This window comes from Mycobacteroides sp. CBMA 271, assembly GCF_009729205.1.
GTDB lineage: Bacteria > Actinomycetota > Actinomycetes > Mycobacteriales > Mycobacteriaceae > Mycobacterium.
The window spans coordinates 181,017-200,739 of record NZ_VTHB01000001.1; the positions used below are offsets into that span (position 1 = coordinate 181,017).

The following is a 19,723-nucleotide window of genomic DNA, read 5'->3' on the forward strand; positions in this document are numbered from 1 at the left end:
GATTTTGGTGTTCACAGGCCGGTCGGGCTATTCTTGCAGGGTTGTGGGCCACCCTGAACAGGTCGTTGGCCAGAATCGAGAGTTTGAGGAGTTCACTATGGCTGCCGTCTGCGACGTGTGCGGCAAGGGACCCGGCTTCGGTAAGTCGGTTTCGCACTCGCATCGGCGTACCAACCGTCGTTGGAACCCGAACATCCAGACGGTGCACGCCGTCAGCTCCCCCGGTGGCAACAAGCAGCGCGTTAACGCCTGCACCTCCTGCATCAAGGCCGGCAAGGTCGTCCGCGGCGCGTAAGCGGCGTGACCTCCGTGTCTTCTGATTACGTCGCCGTTCGTGGCGGCGTACTGCACATCACCATCGCCACTGCGGCGGCCGGTACCTCGCTGGATTTCGCGGGTGTCGACGCCGCAGTTCCGGTCCTCAAAGACCTGCCTGCCGACGTCGGTGCCATCCTGTTGACCAGTAGCGGACCCAACTTCTGCGCGGGTGGCAATGTACGCGACTTCGCCTCCGCTGAGGATCGCCAAGCCAAGCTCGATGAGCTCGCCGGCCGTCTCCATGACTTCGTCCGCGCGGTGGAAGCCGCCGATCGTCCGGTTGTCGCCTCGGTGCACGGGTGGGCCGCCGGTGGCGGTCTGAGTCTGGTGCTGCTGGCCGATATCGCGATCGGTGGCGAGTCCACCAAACTGCGCGCCGCTTATCCGGGTATCGGGTACTCCTCTGACGGCGGCATGTCCTGGGCGCTGCCCCGGGTCGTCGGCAAGGCCCGTGCCGCGGACATCCTGCTTACCGATCGGATCGTGGAGGCGCCGGAGGCTCTATCCATCGGGCTGCTGAGCCGCGTGGTTGCCGACGCCGAGGTGCAGTCTACCGCCGTGGCCACCGCCGAGAAGCTGGCTGCCGGTCCTCGCGAGGCGCAGAACCGCATCCGTCGTCTGCTGCGCCTGAGCGCCACCAACACACTCGACGCCCAGCTGGATCTGGAGCAGGCCAGCATCGCCGAAGCCTCGGTCAGCCCGACGGGTATCGAGGGTGTCGACGCCTTCGTCGGCAAGCGCAAGCCTGTCTGGCCCTAGCCTCGTTCGGTAGCCTTCGCGCGGGCGCTCATCTCCGTTCGACGGTCTTCGCGCGGGCGCTCATCTCCGTTCGACGGTCTTCGCGCGGGCGCTCATCTCCGTTCGACGGTCTTCGCGCGGGCGCTCATCCCAACAGCTTCTTGCGAATCCAGTTCATCACCCACGGGATCGCGACCATGTCCGCGGTGATGTGTTCTCCGGGCAACGCCCAGTAGTCGACATCGGCACCGTTGGCACGCCAGGTGTCTCGCAACGCCAACACACCCTCCTCGGGAATGAACAGGTCGCCGACCGCCTTGCTCCGCGAACCGTGATACAGCAGCACCGGCATGGTCGGCGTGAGATCGCCCGGTCGGTTCGCCGTGATGACGTGCCGACCCAGCTCTGATTCGAACGGTGCCTCGATGGCAGACAGTAGGTCCAGGTCGAATCGCAGCAGACCCGCCGCGGCCAGCGGGGGCTGCGGCATGTTCTTCGCGCGGATCGCGCAGTACAGCGCAAAGTCACCGAAAATCTGTACCAGTTCCGGGAATTCGCGGGCCTGGCCGATGGTGGCCGCCGCGAAGAGCCCCGCACCCAGACCGCGGTTCATGCTGCCGTGCAGCAGAGCGTAGTCGGTGGGCGTGCCTCCGGCCGCCGCCGCCGCGAACCGCAGCTCTGGCGCATAGGTCGGCTGCAGCTGTGCCGCCCATACCGTGGCGATGGCGCCACCGCTATACCCGTGCATGACGATGGGCGAATCGGCGAGATCCGGACGCACCGAATGCATTCCGCGCACCGAATCCAGCACCGCGTGCCCCGCCATCTTCCCGGCCGCGTACGACATCCGGGGACCCTCGTGGTCGGGGAACAGCACGGCGTAGTTCTGCGCGGACAGAAATGGGAACATCGGCGGGTTATCCCGATACCACAAGTTCGCCAATCGATATGAGGGCGTGAATTTGAGACCCAATGAATTGATGGCCTGGTTGCGCACCACCACCGGGCGTGGGCCGGGGCCATGCCACGGGCGCTCCGGCTCGATCAATGCCGCGGTCACTGGGACAGCATTGCCCGCGGTATCGGTAGAGCGCACCATGATCCGTTGCATGGTGGCCTTGCGCAGCGGAAGTCGCGGCGAAACCTCATCGGTGCGGACGACTTCGCCCGGCTGCAGCAGGCTCAGATCGCCTGGGTCACTGTAGAAATCGTCACCGGTAATCGGGGTCGGCAGAATCGCCGAATACGGGTCGCCGCGCTCTTCCTCGGTGAGCCGACGGGCTGCCCAGTCGTTGAGCCGGTCCACTACGGCCGGAGTGCGCAATGCCGTTCCGCCGGTCACCAACGCGGCCGTCGCGCCACCTAGAGCGGCCAATGCCCCCGTTGACCAACGCATTACGGCAGCCGCCAGTCGATCGGCTGCGCGCCCAGCCGGGCCAACAGTTCGTTGGCCCGGCTAAAGGGCTTGGAGCCGAAGAACCCGCGCGAGGCGGACAACGGCGATGGATGCACCGATTCGATGGTGGGCACACCGGGTCCCAGCATCGGCTTGAGTGTCGAGGCGTCTCGGCCCCACAGGATCGCGACCAGCGGGGTGTCGCGTGCGACAAGCGCGCGGATCGCGCGTTCGGTCACGATCTCCCACCCCTTGCCGCGATGCGACGCCGGCTCCCCGGGTCGCACCGTCAGCACCCTGTTCAGCAGCATGACGCCCTGCTGGGACCACGGCGTCAGATCGCCGTTGGCGGGCTTGGGCAGACCAAGATCGCTCTGATACTCCTGGAAGATGTTGGCCAGGCTGCGCGGCACCGGCCGCACATCGGCGGCCACCGAAAAGCTCAGTCCCATGGCATGCCCGGGCGTCGGGTAGGGATCTTGCCCAACAATGAGCACCTTCACATCGGCCAACGGATAGGAGAAGGCGCGCAGCACATTTGCCCCCGCGGGCAGATATCCGCGTCCCGAGGAATTCTCGTCGCGCAGGAAGTCCCCCATCGCCGTCACCTGATCGGCAACGGGTCCCAGCGCATCGGCCCAACCGGGATCGAGCAGCTCGGCAAGAGGTCGGGCGGTCACGGAGAGTCAACTTAGCGGACGGATGAGCCGCTTGCGCGAAGACCTCGGCTTGGATGAGCCGCTTGCGCGAAGACATCAGGCGAACGAGTCCCATCCAGCCTGTTTTGTCCAGGGTCTGCCGTCCACCGTCACTGTGCTCTCCCCGGGAATGCCCGCCCGCACCCCGCCGACGACGGTCCAGCCCGCCGGGACGGTTCCCGGAAATGTCGCGACCAGTGCGTGATTCTCTCCGCCGGTCAAGATCCACTCCCACGGATCGGCGCCCAGCAGGCCCGCCGCGCCGGCCAGCGGCGGCAGGTACACCTCCAGGTTCGGCGACCTCAGGTCGATGTGAACCGCACTCGATTCCGCAATGTGCCTCAGATCGGCCAACAGCCCGTCGGAGACATCGGTCATCGCGGTGGCTCCGGCCAGCGCGGCCACGGGTCCCTGTCCGTACGGCGGGGCCGGTACCAGGTGCACCCGTCGCAGCTCGGGGAACTCGTCAATCTCTTCCTGCCACAACCGGAAACCCGCCGCCGAGGTACCCAGCGCACCGCACACGGCGACCGTATCCCCCGCTGCCGCCGTACTGCGGGTCACCGGTGCGCGGCCCTGCAGGTTGCCGAGCGCCGTCACCGAGATCACCAGTTCGCGGGAGGCAACCAGATCACCGCCCGCGATCGAGGCCTGGATCGCCGCCGCCTCGGCCCACATTCCTTCGTTGAGCTGCTCAAGGAACGCGACATCGGTCTCGACGGGCGCACCCACCGCCACCACCAAGGCCGTGACCCGTCCACCCATGGCCTCGATATCTGCGGCGTTCTGCGCCACCGCCTTTCGGCCGATATCCACCGGCAATGACCAATCGAGCCGGAAATGTCTGTCCTGCACCAACATATCCGTGGAGACCACAACACGGCCGTCCGACGCGGCGACCACTGCGGCGTCATCTCCCGGACCGAGGTGGATCTCGGGGCCGAGCGCACGTCCCGCGGTAAGGCGGCTGATCACGCCGAACTCGCCGGTATCGCCCAGATTTGGCACTCGGTTAGTGTAGGCCCGTGCAATCCGAAGACGGCCCGCCACGCAAGCTCCTCATCGGGATCGCGGTTTTCGGCGCGATCGCAGTCCTGGCGGTCCTCTTCGGGGTTCTGAAATACGCGCACTTGCGCGATGACTCGCGACCAATCGTGGTGCCAGACATCCCATCACCACAAGCGAATTCACCAAAATGCATAGACATGAGCAAGGCCTACCCCGTTGGTATGGCGGGCGACTGGAAACGGGTCGAGATCGTGCAACCCGCACCTGCTTCGGTCGCCGCATGGCGCCGGGGCAACGATTCGGTGGTCGCGCGCTGCGGAGTCGACCGGCCGGCCGAGTTCGCCGTCGGCACCTCGGTGGCGCAGGTCAACGGGGTGCAGTGGTTCCGGGTCACCGATGCGGCAATCGGGGTGACCACCTGGTTCGCGGTCGACCGTGGCGTCTACATCGCGCTGACGACACCGGACAGTTCGGGTTCAGAGCCGTTGACGGAGATGTCCAACGCGATCACCAAGGTGCTGCCCGCCGTAACACCCGATCCGGCGCCACTACCGCGCTGAACTACCTCGCTCCAACGCTCTTCGCGCAAGCACTCATCAAACCAACGCTCTTCGCGCAAGCACTCATCGCAGCCCCGTGCCGCGCGCTAGCGCGGTGCGCACCATCGCATCCAGCAGTGCCGGGTAATCCACGCCGCTGGCCGCCCACATCCGGGGATACATCGAAATCGTGGTGAATCCGGGCATCGTGTTGATCTCGTTGATCAACGGACCGTCCTCAGTGAGGAAGAAGTCCACCCGCGCCAGCCCCTGGCAGTCGATCGCCCGGAACGCCGCCACCGCGAGTTCGCGGATCTGGTCGCTCGCCGCGTCGTCGACCTTGGCCGGCACGTCCAGTTCGGCGGTGTTATCCAAATACTTGGTCTCGAAGTCATAAAAGGCGGGCGCACCCGTCTCACCCTCATGCACTCCCTCGACCCGAATCTCGCCGAGCACGCTGGCCCGGACGTCCCCGTCCGGGAACTCCAGCACCCCGCACTCCACCTCACGCCCGACGATCGCGGCCTCGATGATCACCTTCGGATCGAACTGGCGCGCGTGCTCAATGGCCGCCGGTAACGCCTCCCACGTCAGCACGCGAGACACCCCGATCGACGACCCGCCACGGGCCGGCTTGACGAACACCGGCAGCCCCAGGTCCTCTCGCTGATCCAGCGTCAGCGTGGCGTCACGGGGACGAATCACGGCGTACTTGCCGATCGGAAGTCCCTCGGCGGCCAGCAGTTTCTTGGTGAACTCTTTGTCCATGCCGGCCGCGCTCGCGAGCACACCGGCGCCCACATAGGGCACCCCGGCGAGTTCCAGCAGCCCCTGAATAGTGCCGTCCTCGCCGTAAGGCCCGTGCAGAACGGGGAACACCACGTCCACCGATGCCAGCACCTGACCGGCTGCGTTCGAATCGACGTTCACCAGTTGCCCCGCGCGCCGCGGGTCGGTGGCGAGCACCAGTTCGGTCCCGGAGGCGTCACTGACCTGCGGAAGAGTGCGATCACTGATCGACAACTGCGCCGGGTCGCCGTCGGTCAAGACCCAGCCGCCCTCGGGGGTTACCCCGACCGCGACCACCTCATAGGTGTCCTGATCGAGATTGCGCAGAATGCTGCCGGCGGACACGCAGGAGATCGCGTGCTCGCTACTGCGCCCGCCGAAGACGAGCGCGACCTTGATCCGGGAGGCGTTCACGGCTTAAGACCGTACCGGCTATCGGATCCCGGCGAGCGCGGCCTCGACGTCGGCCAGCAGATCGTCGGTGTCCTCGATGCCCAGCGAGATGCGTGCGAACCCCTCCGGTACTGCGTCTCCCCAGCGCGCCCGGCGATCCACCGAGGTGTGCACACCACCGAAACTCGTCGATGCCGCCAACAGCTCACTCCCCTGTACCAACGCGTGCACGGCGTCGGCGTCGGACAGCTCGATCGACACCAAGGAGCCGAACCGGCTCATTTGGGCGGTCGCCACCCGATGGGATGGGTCGCTCGCGAGCCCCGGATAGCGCACCGCGGACACCGTCGGATGTTCGCGCAGCATTGTTGCCAATGCGAGTGCGTTCTGGCATTGGCGCTCGAAGCGCAGCCCGGCGGTGGCGAGACTGCGCGCTCCCAGCCAGGCTTCGAATGGCCCCAGGATCGCTCCCGCCCGGGACCGTTCCTGCGCGACGGCCGATACGAGGTCCTCACGCGTTCCCGCGACATATCCGGCGATGAGATCGCTGTGGCCCGACAGTGCCTTCGTCGCGCTGGCCACCACCAGATCGGCACCCAACTCCAGCGGGAGCTGTCCCATCGGGGTGGCGGTGGTGTTGTCCACCACCAGGACGCCACCACCCGCGTGTGTCTTCCGCGCCAGCAGCGCTAGGTCGACGACGTCCAGGCGCGGATTCGAGGGCGTCTCCGCCAACACCACATCGGCCTGGCTTGCGATCTCGACTATGTCTCTCGAGCTTGCCGCGATCACATTGATTCCTAGCGCTGCAAGGTTTTCCGTTGCATAGCGCGCAGTCTGGTAGTAACCGTCGGCCGGGACCACCAGCGTCTGCCCGGGCCGCACCAAGGCCCGCAGCGTCGAGGCAATCGCCCCCATCCCCGAGCCGAACACCAGCGCGCTGTCGGCGTGCTCCAGTGTCGCCAAACCCGATTCCCATTGTCGCCAACTGGGATTGGAGGCCCGCCCGTAGGTGTCGAGAGTGTCGTCCTCGGGCACGGGCAGATGGTACGCGGATGCGAACACCGGTCCCGCGAGAAATGGTTGCCCCGCAACGGGTTCGGCGGTGGCGGCCACAACGGCCCGGGTCGAGATCCCTGGCTCAAGCATGTGCTTACTCCGGTTTGGTACTGCGCCCCAGCAGCTGGGCGACGGCATCGGTGACGCTCAGTCCGCGATGACAGACGCCATGAACAGCCTCCGTGAGCGGCATCTCGACGTCATAGCTGGACGCCAGCGCCAGAATGGACTCACAGGAGGTGACTCCCTCGGCGACCCTACCGCCGGCGGCGTTACGCGCCTCTTGCAGCGTCTCACCGCGGCCCAACCGCATGCCGAAGGTTCGGTTCCGAGAATGCGACGAGGTGCAGGTGGCCACCAGGTCCCCCACCCCCGCCAGTCCCGCCAGGGTGGTGTGACTAGCACCCAGCGCCAGACCCAAACGCGTGATCTCGGCCAGCCCGCGGGTAATGATGGTGGCAATCGTGTTCTCGCCCAGCCCGACTCCGGCAGCCATGCCGCAGCTCAGGGCGATCACGTTCTTGCATGCGCCGCCCACCTCGCAGCCGACCACGTCGGAGTTGGTGTAAGGGCGGAAGTAGCGCGTCGAGAACGCGCGTTGCAGGGCCACGGCCCTGGTCGAGTCGGTGCAGCCGATGACGGTGGCGGCCGGCTGGCTGGCGGCGATCTCACTGGCCAGGTTCGGACCGGTGAGCACGGCCACCCGGCTGGAATCGGCGCCCAATACCTGGGTGATGACCTGGCTCATCCGCATGAGGGTGCCCACCTCGATGCCCTTGGCCACGCTGACCACCGAGGACCCGGGTTCGATGAGATCGGCCCAGGGGGTCAGGTTGGCGCGCAGCGACTGAGAGGGCACCGCCAGCAGCACCAGGTCGGCACCCGTGAGGGCGTCGGCGGCCACCCCGGTGGCGACGATCGAGGAAGGCAGATCCACGTCGCTGAGGTACACCGAGTTCCGGTGCGTCGCATTGATCTCGTCGGCCAATTCGGATCGGCGTGCCCACAAACGGACATCGTGACCGGCGTCGGCAAGTACCTTGCCCAACGCGGTCCCCCAGGAACCAGCACCCATCACCGCCGCCGTGGCCATGGCAGACACCCTACTGGGAGCTGGCACCATGGAGGTGTGGGCGCAGACTTCAGCGTGATCATCGCGGTCAAGAACTTGTCGACCGCGAAGAGCCGCCTGGCACCGTCGCTTCCCGCACCCGAGCGGCAACGGCTGGTGTTGGGCATGTTGACGCACGTCATCTCCGTGGCGTTCACGGCGGCCCAGACAGTCGCCGTGGTCAGCCCGGACCCCGCTGCCAAGGCGGTCGCAGGTGAGGCCGGGGCCCTGTTCATCTTCGACGACACCCCCGAGGAGCACCCCGATCCCCTGAACAATGCGCTGCGTAACGCCGCGTCGCAACTGCGCGCCTCGTCACCGAATCTCGTTGTGTTGCAAGCCGACCTTCCCGCGGTGACGCCCGAGGAATTCGCGGCGGCCATGCAGGCCGCGCGCGCCCATTCCCGCAGCTACGTGGCCGACCGGCATGGCAGTGGCACCGCGGCTCTGTTCAGCACCGATGGAGATCTCAATCCGCTGTTCGGTGTCAATTCGGCACAGCGCCACCAAGATTCGGGGGCCATCGAGCTAACCGGGAACTGGCCCGGGCTGCGTTGTGACGTAGATACCCCGGAAGATCTGGCCGCTGCTCGCGAGCTGGGCGCATCCCTGCTCCGCTGACCCTATGATCACAAGGGTGACCACACCGAGCGTTCCCCCGGCGGCAACAACGACCGTGTCGGGCGAGGAACTGCCCGAAGACCGGTATCTCAACCGGGAACTCTCCTGGCTCGATTTCAACACACGCGTCCTGGCGCTGGCAGCCGACGCGTCCCTGCCCATCCTGGAGCGCGCCAAGTTCCTGGCGATCTTCGCCTCCAACCTGGATGAGTTCTACATGGTGCGGGTCGCTGGCCTGAAACGGCGCGACGAGACCGGGTTGTCGGTGCGTTCGGCCGACGGGCTGTCGCCGCGCGAGCAGCTGAAGCTGATCGGCGAGCGCACACAGGAGATCTCGATCCAGCACGCTCGGGTGTTCAGCGAATCGGTGCGTCCCGAGCTCGCCGAGAATGGCATTTTCGTCGTCACCTGGGCCGACCTTTCCGACAGCGAGCGGAGTTACCTCTCGTCGTACTTCACCGACCAGGTATTCCCGGTACTGACGCCGCTGGCCGTCGACCCGGCGCACCCCTTTCCCTATATATCTGGGCTGAGCCTGAACCTGGCTATCACCGTCCAGGTTCCCGACACGGGCGGTCAGCATTTCGCCCGAATCAAGGTCCCCGACAACGTCGATCGATTCGTCAGGTTGCGCAGCCCGGACGGTGCAGAGACGAATCACAGCGCTCGCTTCCTGCCCATGGAGGAACTTATCGCCGCGCACCTGTCGGCGTTGTTCCCCGGCCTGGAGATCGTCGAGCACCACGCCTTCCGCATCACCCGGAACGCCGACTTCGAGGTCGAGGAGGATCGAGACGAGGATCTGCTACAGGCCCTCGAACGAGAATTGGCGCGTCGCCGGTTCGGCTCGCCGGTTCGGCTCGAGGTCGCCGACGATATGACCGAGCACATGCTCGAGCTGCTCCTGCGTGAGCTGGACGTGCATCCGGGTGATGTGGTGCAGGTTCCCGGGCTGCTCGACCTGTCTTGCTTATGGCAGGTCTACGGCGTAGATCGTCCGGGGCTCAAGGATCCGACGTTCGTGCCGGCGACGCATCCCGCATTCGGACAGGGCGAGACCCCTAAGAGCATCTTTTCGACGCTCCGGGATGGGGACGTACTTGTTCATCACCCGTACGACTCGTTTTCCACCAGCGTGCAACGGTTTATCGAGCAGGCGGCGGCGGATCCCCAGGTGTTGGCCATCAAGCAGACGCTGTACCGCACCTCCGGCGACTCCCCCATCGTCAACTCCCTGATCGATGCCGCCGAGGCCGGCAAGCAGGTGGTGGCCCTCGTCGAAATCAAGGCGCGCTTCGACGAGCAGGCCAACATCAAGTGGGCCCGTGCACTGGAAGATGCTGGTGTGCACGTGGTCTACGGCTTGATCGGCCTGAAGACGCATTGCAAGACGGCGCTGGTGGTGCGGCGTGAGGGTTCAGCGATCCGTCGGTACTGCCATATCGGCACCGGAAACTACAACCCGAAGACTGCGCGGCTCTACGAGGATGTGGGCCTGCTGACCAGCGCGCCAGAGATCGGCGCGGATCTCACCGACCTGTTCAACTCCCTCACCGGATATTCACGAAAGGTTTCCTACCGCAACCTATTGGTGGCTCCGCACGGAATTCGGGCCGGGATCATCGACCGCATCGACCGTGAAATCGCCGCACACCGCGCCGGACAGGATGCCCGGATCCGGATGAAGATGAACGCACTGGTTGATGAGCAGGTGATCGACGCGTTGTACCGGGCCTCGCAGGCCGGGGTCCCCGTCGAGGTGGTGGTGCGCGGAATCTGTGCGCTGCGCCCCGGGATTCCGGAGTACTCCGGCAGCGTGACGGTACGGTCCATTCTGGGTAGGTTCCTTGAACATTCGCGCATCATTCATTTCCGCGCCAGCGACGAATTCTGGATCGGTAGCGCGGACATGATGCACCGCAACCTGGATCGACGTGTCGAGGTTCTCGCGCGAGTCACCGACCCGAAGCTCACGGCACAGCTCGACGACATGTTCACCTCGGCCTTGGACTCCCGAACCCGGTGCTGGGAACTGCAGCCCGACGGTCAGTGGTTGGCTTCGCCCGCCGACGGCGAGGAAGTACGCGATCATCAGGTCGAGATGATGAGACGACACCGCTCGCAGACTTAAGCTTGTCCATACCTGAATCGGCTTGAACAACTCTCCCCCGAAGGAGCTTTCGTGCCCGATCCGACCACCCGGACCGGTGCAGCGGTCCTGGCCGCCGGAGCCGCGCTCTGGCGGTACAAGGAAAACCCTGACCAGGAAAACACGGCCGGTGATATCGAAGTAGCGCTGGTACACCGGCCGCGGTATGACGATTGGTCATTGCCCAAAGGGAAACTCGACCCGGGTGAGACGGCGGCCATCGCAGCGGTCCGTGAGATTGCCGAAGAAACCGGCTTCACCGCGCGCCTCGGCAGACGATTACCGTCGGTGAGCTATCCGGTGGCCCAGGGAACTAAGCGCGTCAAATACTGGGCGGCACAAGCTTTGGATGGCCAGTTCGAAGCTGGTCATGAAGTCGACGAGATCCAATGGGTCTCCGTTGCGCGCGCGATCAAGACAGTCAGCTACGCCGTCGACCGGAAAGTGCTGCGAAATTTCGCAAAACACGAAATTGACACCCGGACAGTAATTGTTGTGCGGCACGCAAAAGCGGGACGAAAGGAACGCTTTTCGGGCGACGACACCCTACGGCCATTGGACAGGAAAGGCCGCGCCCAGGCCGAGGCACTTACCGGCCAACTACTTGCATTCGGCGCCAGTGCCATTCACGCCGCCGATCGACTGCGCTGCCGGCAGACCGTGGAACCGCTTGCCGAGGAGCTGAACACGGTGATCTACAGCGAGCCCGCACTCAATGAAGAGGCCTATTGGGCCGACCGAAAGCGCGCGCATCACCGAATTCTTGAAATTGCCGGATTGGACGGTGTGCGGGTGATATGCACACAGGGCCGGGTGATTCCGGATCTCGTCGAATGGTGGGCTCATCGCGACGGCGTCCGCCCCGACAAGTCGCGTAACCGTAAGGGCAGCATGTGGGTGCTCTCGATGCGCGGCCAGAAGCTGCTGGCCGCAGATCATCTGGACAGCCCGCTCCCCGCCGGGGTCTAGCTCACGGAAATCCGTGACGAGGCTGGCCTCCGACGTGGAACAGGCCAGCGGACCTACTACCTGGAAATGCAACATCGGGCCCCACCCTGAGGTGGGACCCGATGTTGGCGTGAAACTACTTGCGGCCCTTCTTGGCCGGAGCCTTCTTGGCCGGAGCCTTCTTGGCGGGAGCCTTGGTCACGGCCTTCTTGACCGGAGCCTTCTTAGCCGGAGCCTTCTTAGCGGGCGCAGCCTTCTTGACTACTGCCTTCTTGACCGGAGCCTTCTTAACAGGCGCAGCCTTCTTGACTACTACTGCCTTCTTCACCGGAGCCTTCTTAGCAGGCGCAGCCTTCTTGACTACTGCCTTCTTGGCGGGTGCGGCCTTCTTGACTGCAGCCTTCTTGGCCGGGGCGGCCTTCTTGGCAGGAGCAGCGGTCGAACCACGCTTCACAGCGGGGCCACTGGCCGCAAGCTTCTGTGCGCCAGAGACAACCGCCTTGAACTGTGCACCCGGTCGGAACGTCGGAACCGACGTCGGCTTCACCTTGACAGTCTCACCGGTGCGCGGATTGCGGGCGACACGAGCGGCGCGGCGGCGCTGCTCGAAAACGCCAAATCCGGTGATAGTCACGCTCTCACCCTTGTGCACGGTGCGAACGATGGTGTCGACGACGTGCTCCACCGCAGCGGTGGCTTGCCGGCGATCCGAGCCCAACTTCTGTGTCAGAACGTCGATGAGCTCTGCTTTGTTCATGTAAAACCCTCCGAAGCCAGTGGTCCACTTTGAACCGACTTCGAACACGGTAAACCCAACACCACCTGATTTCCAAGTGCCACGCGTAATTTCGGCAAAATTCTCTGCGCTTTTTGCCAAGCCATATCGCGACCAAAAGCAATGCCCTTGCCCCCCAAGGGCGCCCAATCAGCTACTCGGCAGGCTCCAAAGTCCGGGGTTTGAACTCCGGCCGCGAGGCTTCAAAAGCCGCAATTTCATCAACTTTTCGCAGCGTAAGGCCTATATCGTCCAATCCTTCGAGCAGCCGCCACCGGGTGTAGTCGTCAATCGCAAACGGCACCACCGCCGTTCCGGCGGTCACCGTCCGATCCTCAAGATTCACAGTGAGTTCCAGGCCTGGATTCTGCTCAATAAGTTTCCACAGCAGCTCGATGTCGGAATGTTCCACCAATCCAGCGAGCAGACCGGCCTTACCGGCGTTGCCCCGGAAGATATCTCCGAAACGGGACGACAGTACTACTCGAAATCCGTAGTCCATCAAGGCCCAAACGGCGTGCTCCCGGGATGATCCGGTGCCGAAATCGGGCCCGGCGACAAGAACGCTGCCCCGGTTGAACGGTTCCAGATTAAGAATGAACGAAGGATCGGTACGCCAGCCCGCGAAGAGACCGTCCTCGAAACCCGTTCGGGTGACGCGCTTGAGGTACACCGCCGGGATGATCTGGTCGGTGTCCACGTTGGAACGACGCAGCGGCACACCAATTCCGGTGTGAGTGTCGAATTCCTCCACTATTTCCTCCTGTGCCTTTTCGCGGGTACCTATTTTACGGATTTTGCCAAATCAGCTGGCGATGAGAGCTTTCCCCGCACCGCGGTCGCCGCGGCGACCGCGGGTGACACCAGGTGGGTGCGGCCCCCCTTGCCCTGACGCCCCTCGAAGTTCCGGTTGGACGTCGAGGCGCACCGCTGCCCTGGGGACAGCTGGTCGGGGTTCATGCCTAGGCACATCGAGCAGCCTGCCTGACGCCACTGCGCGCCGGCGGCGGTGAAAATCTCGCCCAGGCCCTCGGATTCGGCCTGTGCCCGCACCCGCATCGATCCGGGGACCACCAGCATGGTGACGCCCTCGGCGACCTTCTGGCCACGCAGCACCTCCGCCACCGCGCGCAGATCCTCGATTCGCCCGTTGGTGCAGGACCCGACGAACACGGTGTCCACCGGGATCTCACGCATCGGGGTGCCCGGTGTGAGATCCATGTAAGTCAGCGCCTTCTCGGCCGCCAGCCGCTCCTCCTCGTCGGCCATCTGCTCGGGATCGGGAACCACCGCACCCAGCGGTATGCCCTGTCCAGGATTGGTCCCCCAGGTGACAAAGGGCGTCAAAGTCGTGGCATCGATGTGCACTTCGGCGTCGAACCGGGCGCCCTCGTCGGTGCGCAGCGAGTCCCATTCGGCCACAGCCGCATCCCACAGTTCACCCTTGGGAGCATGCGCACGGCCCTTGAGATAGGTATATGTCGTCTCATCGGGCGCCACCATGCCCGCCCGGGCCCCTGCCTCAATAGACATATTGCACATAGTCATTCGGGCTTCCATCGACATCTCCTCGACGGCCTGCCCGCGATACTCCAGAACATACCCCTGGCCGCCGCCGGTACCGATCTTCGCGATGACCGCCAAAATGACGTCCTTGCTGGTGACACCCTCCGGCAGCGGACCGTCGATATTGATGGCCATGGTCCGAAATGGCCTTAGCGGCAAGGTCTGCGTGGCCATCACATGCTCAACCTCAGAGGTCCCGATCCCCATCGCCAGCGCCCCGAACGCTCCGTGGGTGGAAGTGTGACTGTCGCCGCACACGACGGTGGTGCCCGGCTGGGTCAGACCCAGCTGCGGACCGACCACGTGCACGATGCCCTGTTCCACATCACCCATCGAGTGCAGACGGATGCCGAATTCCGCGCAGTTCCGTCGCAGGGTTTCCACCTGGGTGCGCGACACCGGATCGGCGATGGGCTTGTCAATGTCGACCGTCGGGACGTTGTGGTCCTCGGTCGCGATCGTCAGGTCCGGGCGACGCACCGGGCGCCCGGCAAGGCGCAGACCATCGAACGCCTGAGGACTGGTCACCTCGTGGACCAAATGCAGATCGATGTAGATGAGATCGGGTTCGCGGGCCGCACCCTCACCCGTGCCGCGTACCACTACGTGGGAGTCCCAGACCTTCTCTGCCAGGGTCCGGGGCTGTTGGACCGTACTCATGATGGGCTCCGTACTCATTGCGTCTCAATATTTGGAACGTTAGTATCGTCCTGTGAGACAGCATAGCGGCATCGGTGTTCTCGACAAAGCGGTGCTGGTCCTGACCGCCATAGGCGACTCCCCCTGTGGGCTAGCGGAATTGTGCGAGCGCACGGGCCTCCCCCGCGCTACCGCGCACCGGCTCGCGGCCGGGTTGGAAGTCCACCGATTCCTATCCCGTGACGGCAATGGGCAGTGGCAGCTCGGTGCCGGATTAGCCGAGCTCGCCGCGCATGTCGATGACCCGCTGCTGAGCGCCAGCGCGCAGGTGCTGCCGAAGCTGCGCGAGATCACCGGTGAGAGCGTGCAGCTCTACCGCCGGGAAGGCACCGTGCGGGTGTGCATCGCGGCACTCGAACCGCCCGCCGGCCTTCGCGATACCGTGCCGATCGGTTCCCGCCTACCCATGTCCGCCGGTTCTGGCGCCAAAGTCTTACTGGCGCACAGTGATCCAGCAACTCAGACCGCGGTGCTGCCCGGTGCGACGTTCACCGAGCGCACCCTCGCCGATGCACGCAAGCGGGGCTGGGCCCAAAGCGCGGCCGAACGTGAGGCCGGCGTTGCGAGTGTCTCGGCGCCCGTCCGGGACCGTCACGGCAATGTCGTTGCAGCAATATCAGTTTCCGGTCCGATCGACAGGATGGGACGGCGCCCGGGAGCACGCTGGGCGGCCGATCTCGTTGCCGCCTCCGAGGCGATAACGGCCCGGCTTTAAGCTCCGAATATGGGAAGCAATCAACGCTCGCAGATCGTCATGTCCGACGACGAGATCACCGAGTTCATTAACAACTCACGCACCACGACCATGGCCACCCTCGGCGCCGACGGGCAGCCGCATCTGGTGGCCATGTGGTACGCGGTGCTCGACGGCGAGCTGTGGTTCGAGACCAAGGCCAAGTCCCAGAAGGTCGTCAACATCAAGCGCAACCCCACGATCACCTGCCTCATCGAGGACGGTCTGACCTACGACACCCTGCGGGGGATTTCGATCGAGGGCAACGCCGAGATCGTCGAGGACCCGGACGTCCTGTTTCAGGTCGGCATCAGCGTCTTCGAGCGCTACACCGCGCCGTATACCGAAGAGATGAAGCCCTTCGTCGAGCAGATGCTCAACAAGCGCATCGCGGTCCGGGTGCGTCCTACCCGCATCCGGTCCTGGGACCACCGCAAGCTCGGCTTGCCCGCCATGCCCCTCGGCGGTACGACGGCACCCAAGGAATAGGTAGGGCGACGGTGGGCCAGCTCGCACGCGAAGCGCTCGACTCCTTCCGCGAGGGTCTGCGGGCCAAGAAGATCAAGCGACCGCTCAGCGACGCGCTGGTCCACCACCTCCACACCGGTGAGGCGGTCGGCGAGCATGCGGCCCGAATCCGTGCGCTCTGCGAGGAGGTCACGGCGATCGAGGTTGATGCCGAGAAGGTCGGTGTGAACCAAGCACGCAAGTTCGTGGTCTGGACAGTGCGGAACAGTCATCCGGAATTGACCGAGGAGGCGCTACGTGCGCTGGGAAGACATTGCGCCGAGAGATGGCGCTAGAGAACTTGTACCCCCGATGGGATTCGAACCCACGCTACCGCCGTGAGAGGGCGGCGTCCTAGGCCGCTAGACGACGGGGGCTAGAACATTTTGTGCGACGCACGAGGCGCGCAGACTTGACAGTCTAGCTCACCACCGCACATCCACCAAATCACTTGCGGTGCAAATGATTTGACGCCGCTATTTGCTCTTCGCGCAAGCGGCTCATCGCTGGGGTACCAGGACTCGAACCTAGAATGAGGGAATCAGAATCCCTAGTGTTGCCAATTACACCATACCCCATTGGCTTCGAAGAACCGCAGGTCAACGCTCTGACTGCGGACTTCAAGGCCGACGAGCAGACTACCAAACCAAGGGCGATTAACCCGAATCGGTTTAGGTCTGCACCTCGTTTTCCCAGGTCCGGGCAGCTCTGAGCCGATCGAGGGTGCGCCCGGAGCCCAGCAGTTCCATCGATTCGAACAGCGGCGGGCTCACCGTCGCACCGGTGACCGCGACGCGCAGCGGCCCGAACGCCTTCCGCGGTTTGAGTTCGAGCCCCTCGATGAGCGCGCTCTTGAGCGCCTCCTCGATCGCCGGGGTGGTCCAGGCGTCAATCGACTCCAGCGCCCCGATCGCGGCATCCAGTACCGGCCCGGACGCCTCCCCCAGCTCCTTGCGCGCCGAAGCCGGGTCGATGGCGTAGACATCGTCGTTGAGGAACTTCAGCAGGCCCCAGGCATCCCCCAGCACCACGATCCGCGTCTGCACCAAATCGGCCGCCACCGCGAAAGCGTGGTCGTCGAGTCCGAGCTCGTGTCCGTGCGCCACGAAGAAGGTCCGCAGCCGCGCCACGAACTCCTCCGGAGACAGCAACCGAATGTGTTCGGCATTGATGGCATCGGCCTTCTTCTGGTCGAAGCGTGCCGGATTCGAATTGACGTCCGTGACGTCAAAGGCTGCCACCATCTCCTGCAGGCTGAAGATGTCGTGATCGTCGGCGATCGACCATCCCAGCAGCGCAAGGTAATTGAGCAGCCCCTCGGGGATGAACCCGCGGTCGCGATGCAGGAACAGATCGGACTGGGGGTCGCGCTTCGAGAGCTTCTTGGTGCCCTCCCCGAGCACGGTGGGCAGGTGCGCGAACTCGGGTATCGAGTCGGCCACCCCCACCCGGATCATGGCCTCGTACAACGCAATCTGGCGGGGCGTCGACGGCAGCAAGTCCTCGCCACGCAACACGTGGGTAATCTTCATCAAGGCGTCGTCGACCGGGTTCACCAAGGTGTACAACGGGTCTCCGTTGCCACGGGTCAGCGCGAAATCTGGCACCACCCCCGCCGCGAAGGTGGTCTCTCCGCGCACCAGGTCATTCCAGGTGATGTCGTGATCCGGCATGCGCAGACGGATGACGGGGTTGCGCCCCTCCGCTCGGAAAGCTGCGCGCTGATCGTCGGTAAGTTCGCGGTCGTAATTGTCGTACCCCAGTTTGGGATTGCGCCCAGCGGCGAGGTGGCGGGCCTCCACCTCCTCGGGTGTCGAAAACGCCTCATAGGCTTCCCCGGCCTCGAGAAGCTTGTGCACCACATCGAGGTGCATCTCCTTGCGTTGCGACTGCCGGTACGGCGCGTACGGACCGCCGATCTCGGGGCCCTCGTCCCAGTCCAGACCCAACCACCGCAGGGCATCCAGGATCGCCAGATAGCTTTCCTCACTGTCGCGCCCCGCGTCGGTGTCCTCGATGCGGAATACAAAGTCGCCACCACAGTGTCGCGCGTACGCCCAGTTGAACAACGCGGTCCGAATCAAACCGACATGCGGAGTGCCCGTCGGTGACGGACAGAAACGTACCCGGACTTTATCGTCGCTCATTCCTACTTCGCCTTCCGCACAACAGGATTAGATAAGGTACCGATGCCCTCGATGGAAACGCTTACCGTGTCGCCATCGACGATCGGCCCCACACCTTCGGGGGTTCCGGTGAGAATCACGTCACCGGGCAGCAGGGTCATCACGGCCGAAACCCACTCCACGATCGCCCCGACATCGTGCAGCAGCAGCGACGTGCGGCTGCGCTGCCTGACCTCGCCGTTGACCTCGGTGCGGATCTCCAGGTCCGAGGGATCCAAATCGGTGACGATCCACGGCCCCAGCGGGCAGAAGGTGTCGTGCCCCTTGGCCCGGGTCCACTGGCCGTCGGCCCGCTGATGATCGCGTGCGGACACGTCATTGCCGATCGTGTATCCCAGGATGTTCTCGGCCGCGCGAGAAGCGGGCACGTCCTTACATGGCCGACCGATCACGATGGCGAGCTCGCCCTCGTGGTGCACCTCGGATGCACTGGCCGGCAGTTGAATCGGCAGACCAGGCCCGATGATCGAGGTATTGGGTTTGATGAAGATCACCGGCGACTCCGGTGGGGCGCCACCCATCTCGGCGGCGTGGGCGGCGTAGTTCTTGCCCATGGCCACCACCTTGCTGGCCAGAATCGGCGCCAGCAGCCTGACATCGGCGAGCGGCCACTGTCGGCCGGTAAAGGTGGGGTTGCCGAAGGGGTGTTCGGCAATCTCCCGGGCGGTCTCAGTGCCGTCTTCTCCCTCGATACTGACGAAGGCGACACCGTCTGGGCTGGCAATACGTCCTAGGCGCATTTACATGAGCCTAGTTTCCTCCTCTTCGGCCTTGATGTTCGCCCGGGTGACCAGCGCGACGAGGAAATCCTCTAGCCGGTCGCGGGTGATATCCAGCTCGCCGCGAAACCAGCTGGTGACCAAGTCCAGTCCGCCCGATACCAGCGTGAACGTCGCCAGATCCAGGTCGGGATCCAGCGCATCGTCGGCGGGAAGCAACACGCGGCCCTGGTCTGCCATCACCTGCGCCAGTGTCTTGACCAGGTCCCGCCGTCGTACCGCGAGGCCCTCGGTGGCCTGCGATTCGACCAACAGCCTGCCCCGGCGCGGGTCGTCGGTGAGGAACTTCAGGCCCGTGCCAACGGCCGCGCGCGTGCGGACCACCGGATCGTTGGATTGCGAGCTTTCGGCGATCGCCTCGAAGATCGCGTTGGATCCAGCGATCATTTGTTCGTCAAGCATGGCGAGCAACAGCTCATCGGTGCTGCGGAAGCTCTCATAGAAATAACGATCGTTGAGCCTGGCCTCGGTGCACACACCGCGCACCGTGAGACCGCTTACCCCGGAGGCCGCGACCAAGTTCAGTGCGGCGTCGAGCAGCACAGCGCGACGACGCGCGCGTCGCTCAATGGGCGTGACGCCACCGTAGTTACGGGAGGCCATCGGCCCATTGTCGCATTTTGGTGCTTGACCTCGCGGCATTTTTTGGTGAAGACTCTCACCAGATGGTGAAACGCGTCACCAGAAGATCTCCGCACTGCTGTCCATGAC

General features: G+C 64.6%; 21 protein-coding genes and 2 tRNA genes. 9 read left to right on the top strand and 14 right to left on the bottom strand.

Annotated features, from left to right (window positions below; genetic code table 11):
• Positions 1-97 precede the first annotated feature (97 nt).
• Positions 98-295, top strand: coding sequence for a 50S ribosomal protein L28 (rpmB, locus tag FZI91_RS00865; protein ID WP_155936848.1), 198 nt, complete (start codon positions 98-100; stop codon positions 293-295).
• 14 nt (positions 296-309) lie between these two features.
• Positions 310-1,077 carry an enoyl-CoA hydratase/isomerase family protein gene (locus FZI91_RS00870; protein ID WP_162525857.1) on the top strand — a complete coding sequence of 256 codons (768 nt, stop codon included), beginning with the start codon at positions 310-312 and terminating at the stop codon, positions 1,075-1,077.
• Between the two features lie 124 nt (positions 1,078-1,201).
• Here FZI91_RS00870 and FZI91_RS00875 read toward each other — a convergent pair whose 3' ends face one another.
• From FZI91_RS00875 to FZI91_RS00885, 3 genes are all read right to left on the bottom strand, one after another.
• The gene (locus FZI91_RS00875) at positions 1,202-2,452 is read right to left on the bottom strand and encodes a lipase family protein (RefSeq protein ID WP_155936850.1); all 1,251 of its coding nucleotides are present in this window, start codon (positions 2,450-2,452) and stop codon (positions 1,202-1,204) included.
• Positions 2,452-3,132, bottom strand: coding sequence for a uracil-DNA glycosylase (locus tag FZI91_RS00880; protein ID WP_162525858.1), 681 nt, complete (start codon positions 3,130-3,132; stop codon positions 2,452-2,454). The genes FZI91_RS00875 and FZI91_RS00880 overlap by 1 nt, the downstream gene beginning before the upstream one ends.
• 75 nt (positions 3,133-3,207) lie before the next feature.
• A complete protein-coding gene (locus FZI91_RS00885; protein WP_162525859.1) occupies positions 3,208-4,158 on the bottom strand; it encodes a thiamine-phosphate kinase in 951 nt (316 codons plus the stop codon).
• Between the two features lie 17 nt (positions 4,159-4,175).
• On the opposite strand from FZI91_RS00885, the gene FZI91_RS00890 reads away from it, so the two are divergent.
• Positions 4,176-4,718 (top strand): DUF3515 domain-containing protein, encoded by a 543-nt coding sequence (locus FZI91_RS00890; RefSeq protein WP_162525860.1) that lies wholly within the window; start codon positions 4,176-4,178, stop codon positions 4,716-4,718.
• 63 nt (positions 4,719-4,781) lie between these two features.
• Here the strand turns inward: FZI91_RS00890 and FZI91_RS00895 are convergent, their stop codons facing one another.
• The 3 genes from FZI91_RS00895 to FZI91_RS00905 are packed head-to-tail and all read right to left on the bottom strand — an operon-like array spanning position 4,782 to position 8,013.
• Positions 4,782-5,900: a D-alanine--D-alanine ligase family protein gene (locus FZI91_RS00895; protein ID WP_162525861.1), complete on the bottom strand. Its 1,119-nt coding sequence runs from the start codon at positions 5,898-5,900 to the stop codon at positions 4,782-4,784.
• Positions 5,901-5,918: 18 nt separating this feature from the next.
• Positions 5,919-7,028 (bottom strand): cystathionine gamma-lyase, encoded by a 1,110-nt coding sequence (locus FZI91_RS00900; RefSeq protein ID WP_155936851.1) that lies wholly within the window; start codon positions 7,026-7,028, stop codon positions 5,919-5,921.
• A gap of 4 nt (positions 7,029-7,032) precedes the next feature.
• Positions 7,033-8,013 carry an NAD(P)H-dependent glycerol-3-phosphate dehydrogenase gene (locus FZI91_RS00905; protein WP_239001707.1) on the bottom strand — a complete coding sequence of 327 codons (981 nt, stop codon included), beginning with the start codon at positions 8,011-8,013 and terminating at the stop codon, positions 7,033-7,035.
• Positions 8,014-8,067: 54 nt separating this feature from the next.
• Here FZI91_RS00905 and cofC point away from each other — a divergent pair, with 54 nt between their 5' ends.
• From cofC to FZI91_RS00920, 3 genes are read left to right on the top strand one after another with little or no spacing between them, the layout of a single operon-like run.
• On the top strand, positions 8,068-8,670 hold the full coding sequence (gene cofC, locus FZI91_RS00910) for a 2-phospho-L-lactate guanylyltransferase (RefSeq protein ID WP_309224088.1): 603 nt from the start codon (positions 8,068-8,070) through the stop codon (positions 8,668-8,670).
• 4 nt (positions 8,671-8,674) lie between these two features.
• Entirely contained in the window at positions 8,675-10,801 is a 2,127-nt protein-coding gene (locus FZI91_RS00915; protein ID WP_155936853.1) for an RNA degradosome polyphosphate kinase, read from the top strand.
• Positions 10,802-10,852: 51 nt separating this feature from the next.
• Positions 10,853-11,788 (top strand): NUDIX hydrolase, encoded by a 936-nt coding sequence (locus tag FZI91_RS00920; protein ID WP_162525863.1) that lies wholly within the window; start codon positions 10,853-10,855, stop codon positions 11,786-11,788.
• A 115-nt stretch (positions 11,789-11,903) separates the two neighbouring features.
• On the opposite strand, the gene FZI91_RS00925 is transcribed toward FZI91_RS00920, so the two are convergent.
• The 3 genes from FZI91_RS00925 to leuC form a co-directional block, all read right to left on the bottom strand.
• Positions 11,904-12,524, bottom strand: a complete 621-nt coding sequence (locus tag FZI91_RS00925) for an HU family DNA-binding protein (protein ID WP_155936855.1) — start codon at positions 12,522-12,524, stop codon at positions 11,904-11,906.
• 172 nt (positions 12,525-12,696) lie between these two features.
• Positions 12,697-13,296: a 3-isopropylmalate dehydratase small subunit gene (gene leuD / locus FZI91_RS00930; RefSeq protein ID WP_162525864.1), complete on the bottom strand. Its 600-nt coding sequence runs from the start codon at positions 13,294-13,296 to the stop codon at positions 12,697-12,699.
• Positions 13,297-13,325: 29 nt separating this feature from the next.
• The gene (leuC, locus tag FZI91_RS00935; protein ID WP_155936856.1) at positions 13,326-14,768 is read right to left on the bottom strand and encodes a 3-isopropylmalate dehydratase large subunit; all 1,443 of its coding nucleotides are present in this window, start codon (positions 14,766-14,768) and stop codon (positions 13,326-13,328) included.
• Between the two features lie 52 nt (positions 14,769-14,820).
• Here leuC and FZI91_RS00940 point away from each other — a divergent pair, with 52 nt between their 5' ends.
• The 3 genes from FZI91_RS00940 to FZI91_RS00950 are packed head-to-tail and all read left to right on the top strand — an operon-like array spanning position 14,821 to position 16,343.
• Positions 14,821-15,522 (top strand): IclR family transcriptional regulator, encoded by a 702-nt coding sequence (locus FZI91_RS00940; protein ID WP_162525865.1) that lies wholly within the window; start codon positions 14,821-14,823, stop codon positions 15,520-15,522.
• 9 nt (positions 15,523-15,531) lie between these two features.
• Positions 15,532-16,029: a pyridoxamine 5'-phosphate oxidase family protein gene (locus FZI91_RS00945; RefSeq protein WP_155936857.1), complete on the top strand. Its 498-nt coding sequence runs from the start codon at positions 15,532-15,534 to the stop codon at positions 16,027-16,029.
• 11 nt (positions 16,030-16,040) lie between these two features.
• Complete coding sequence (locus tag FZI91_RS00950) at positions 16,041-16,343, top strand: hypothetical protein (protein ID WP_162525866.1); 303 nt, start codon at positions 16,041-16,043, stop codon at positions 16,341-16,343.
• A gap of 8 nt (positions 16,344-16,351) precedes the next feature.
• Here the strand turns inward: FZI91_RS00950 and FZI91_RS00955 are convergent.
• The 5 genes from FZI91_RS00955 to FZI91_RS00975 all read right to left on the bottom strand — a co-directional run bounded on the left by FZI91_RS00955 (position 16,352) and on the right by FZI91_RS00975 (position 19,615).
• A tRNA-Glu gene (locus FZI91_RS00955) sits at positions 16,352-16,424 on the bottom strand.
• Positions 16,425-16,553: 129 nt separating this feature from the next.
• Positions 16,554-16,625, bottom strand: a tRNA-Gln gene (locus FZI91_RS00960).
• 93 nt (positions 16,626-16,718) lie between these two features.
• A complete protein-coding gene (gene gltX, locus FZI91_RS00965; protein WP_155936858.1) occupies positions 16,719-18,194 on the bottom strand; it encodes a glutamate--tRNA ligase in 1,476 nt (491 codons plus the stop codon).
• A gap of 2 nt (positions 18,195-18,196) precedes the next feature.
• A complete protein-coding gene (locus FZI91_RS00970) occupies positions 18,197-18,973 on the bottom strand; it encodes a fumarylacetoacetate hydrolase family protein (RefSeq protein ID WP_155936859.1) in 777 nt (258 codons plus the stop codon).
• Entirely contained in the window at positions 18,974-19,615 is a 642-nt protein-coding gene (locus FZI91_RS00975) for a TetR/AcrR family transcriptional regulator (RefSeq protein ID WP_155936860.1), read from the bottom strand.
• Positions 19,616-19,723: the final 108 nt, after the last annotated feature.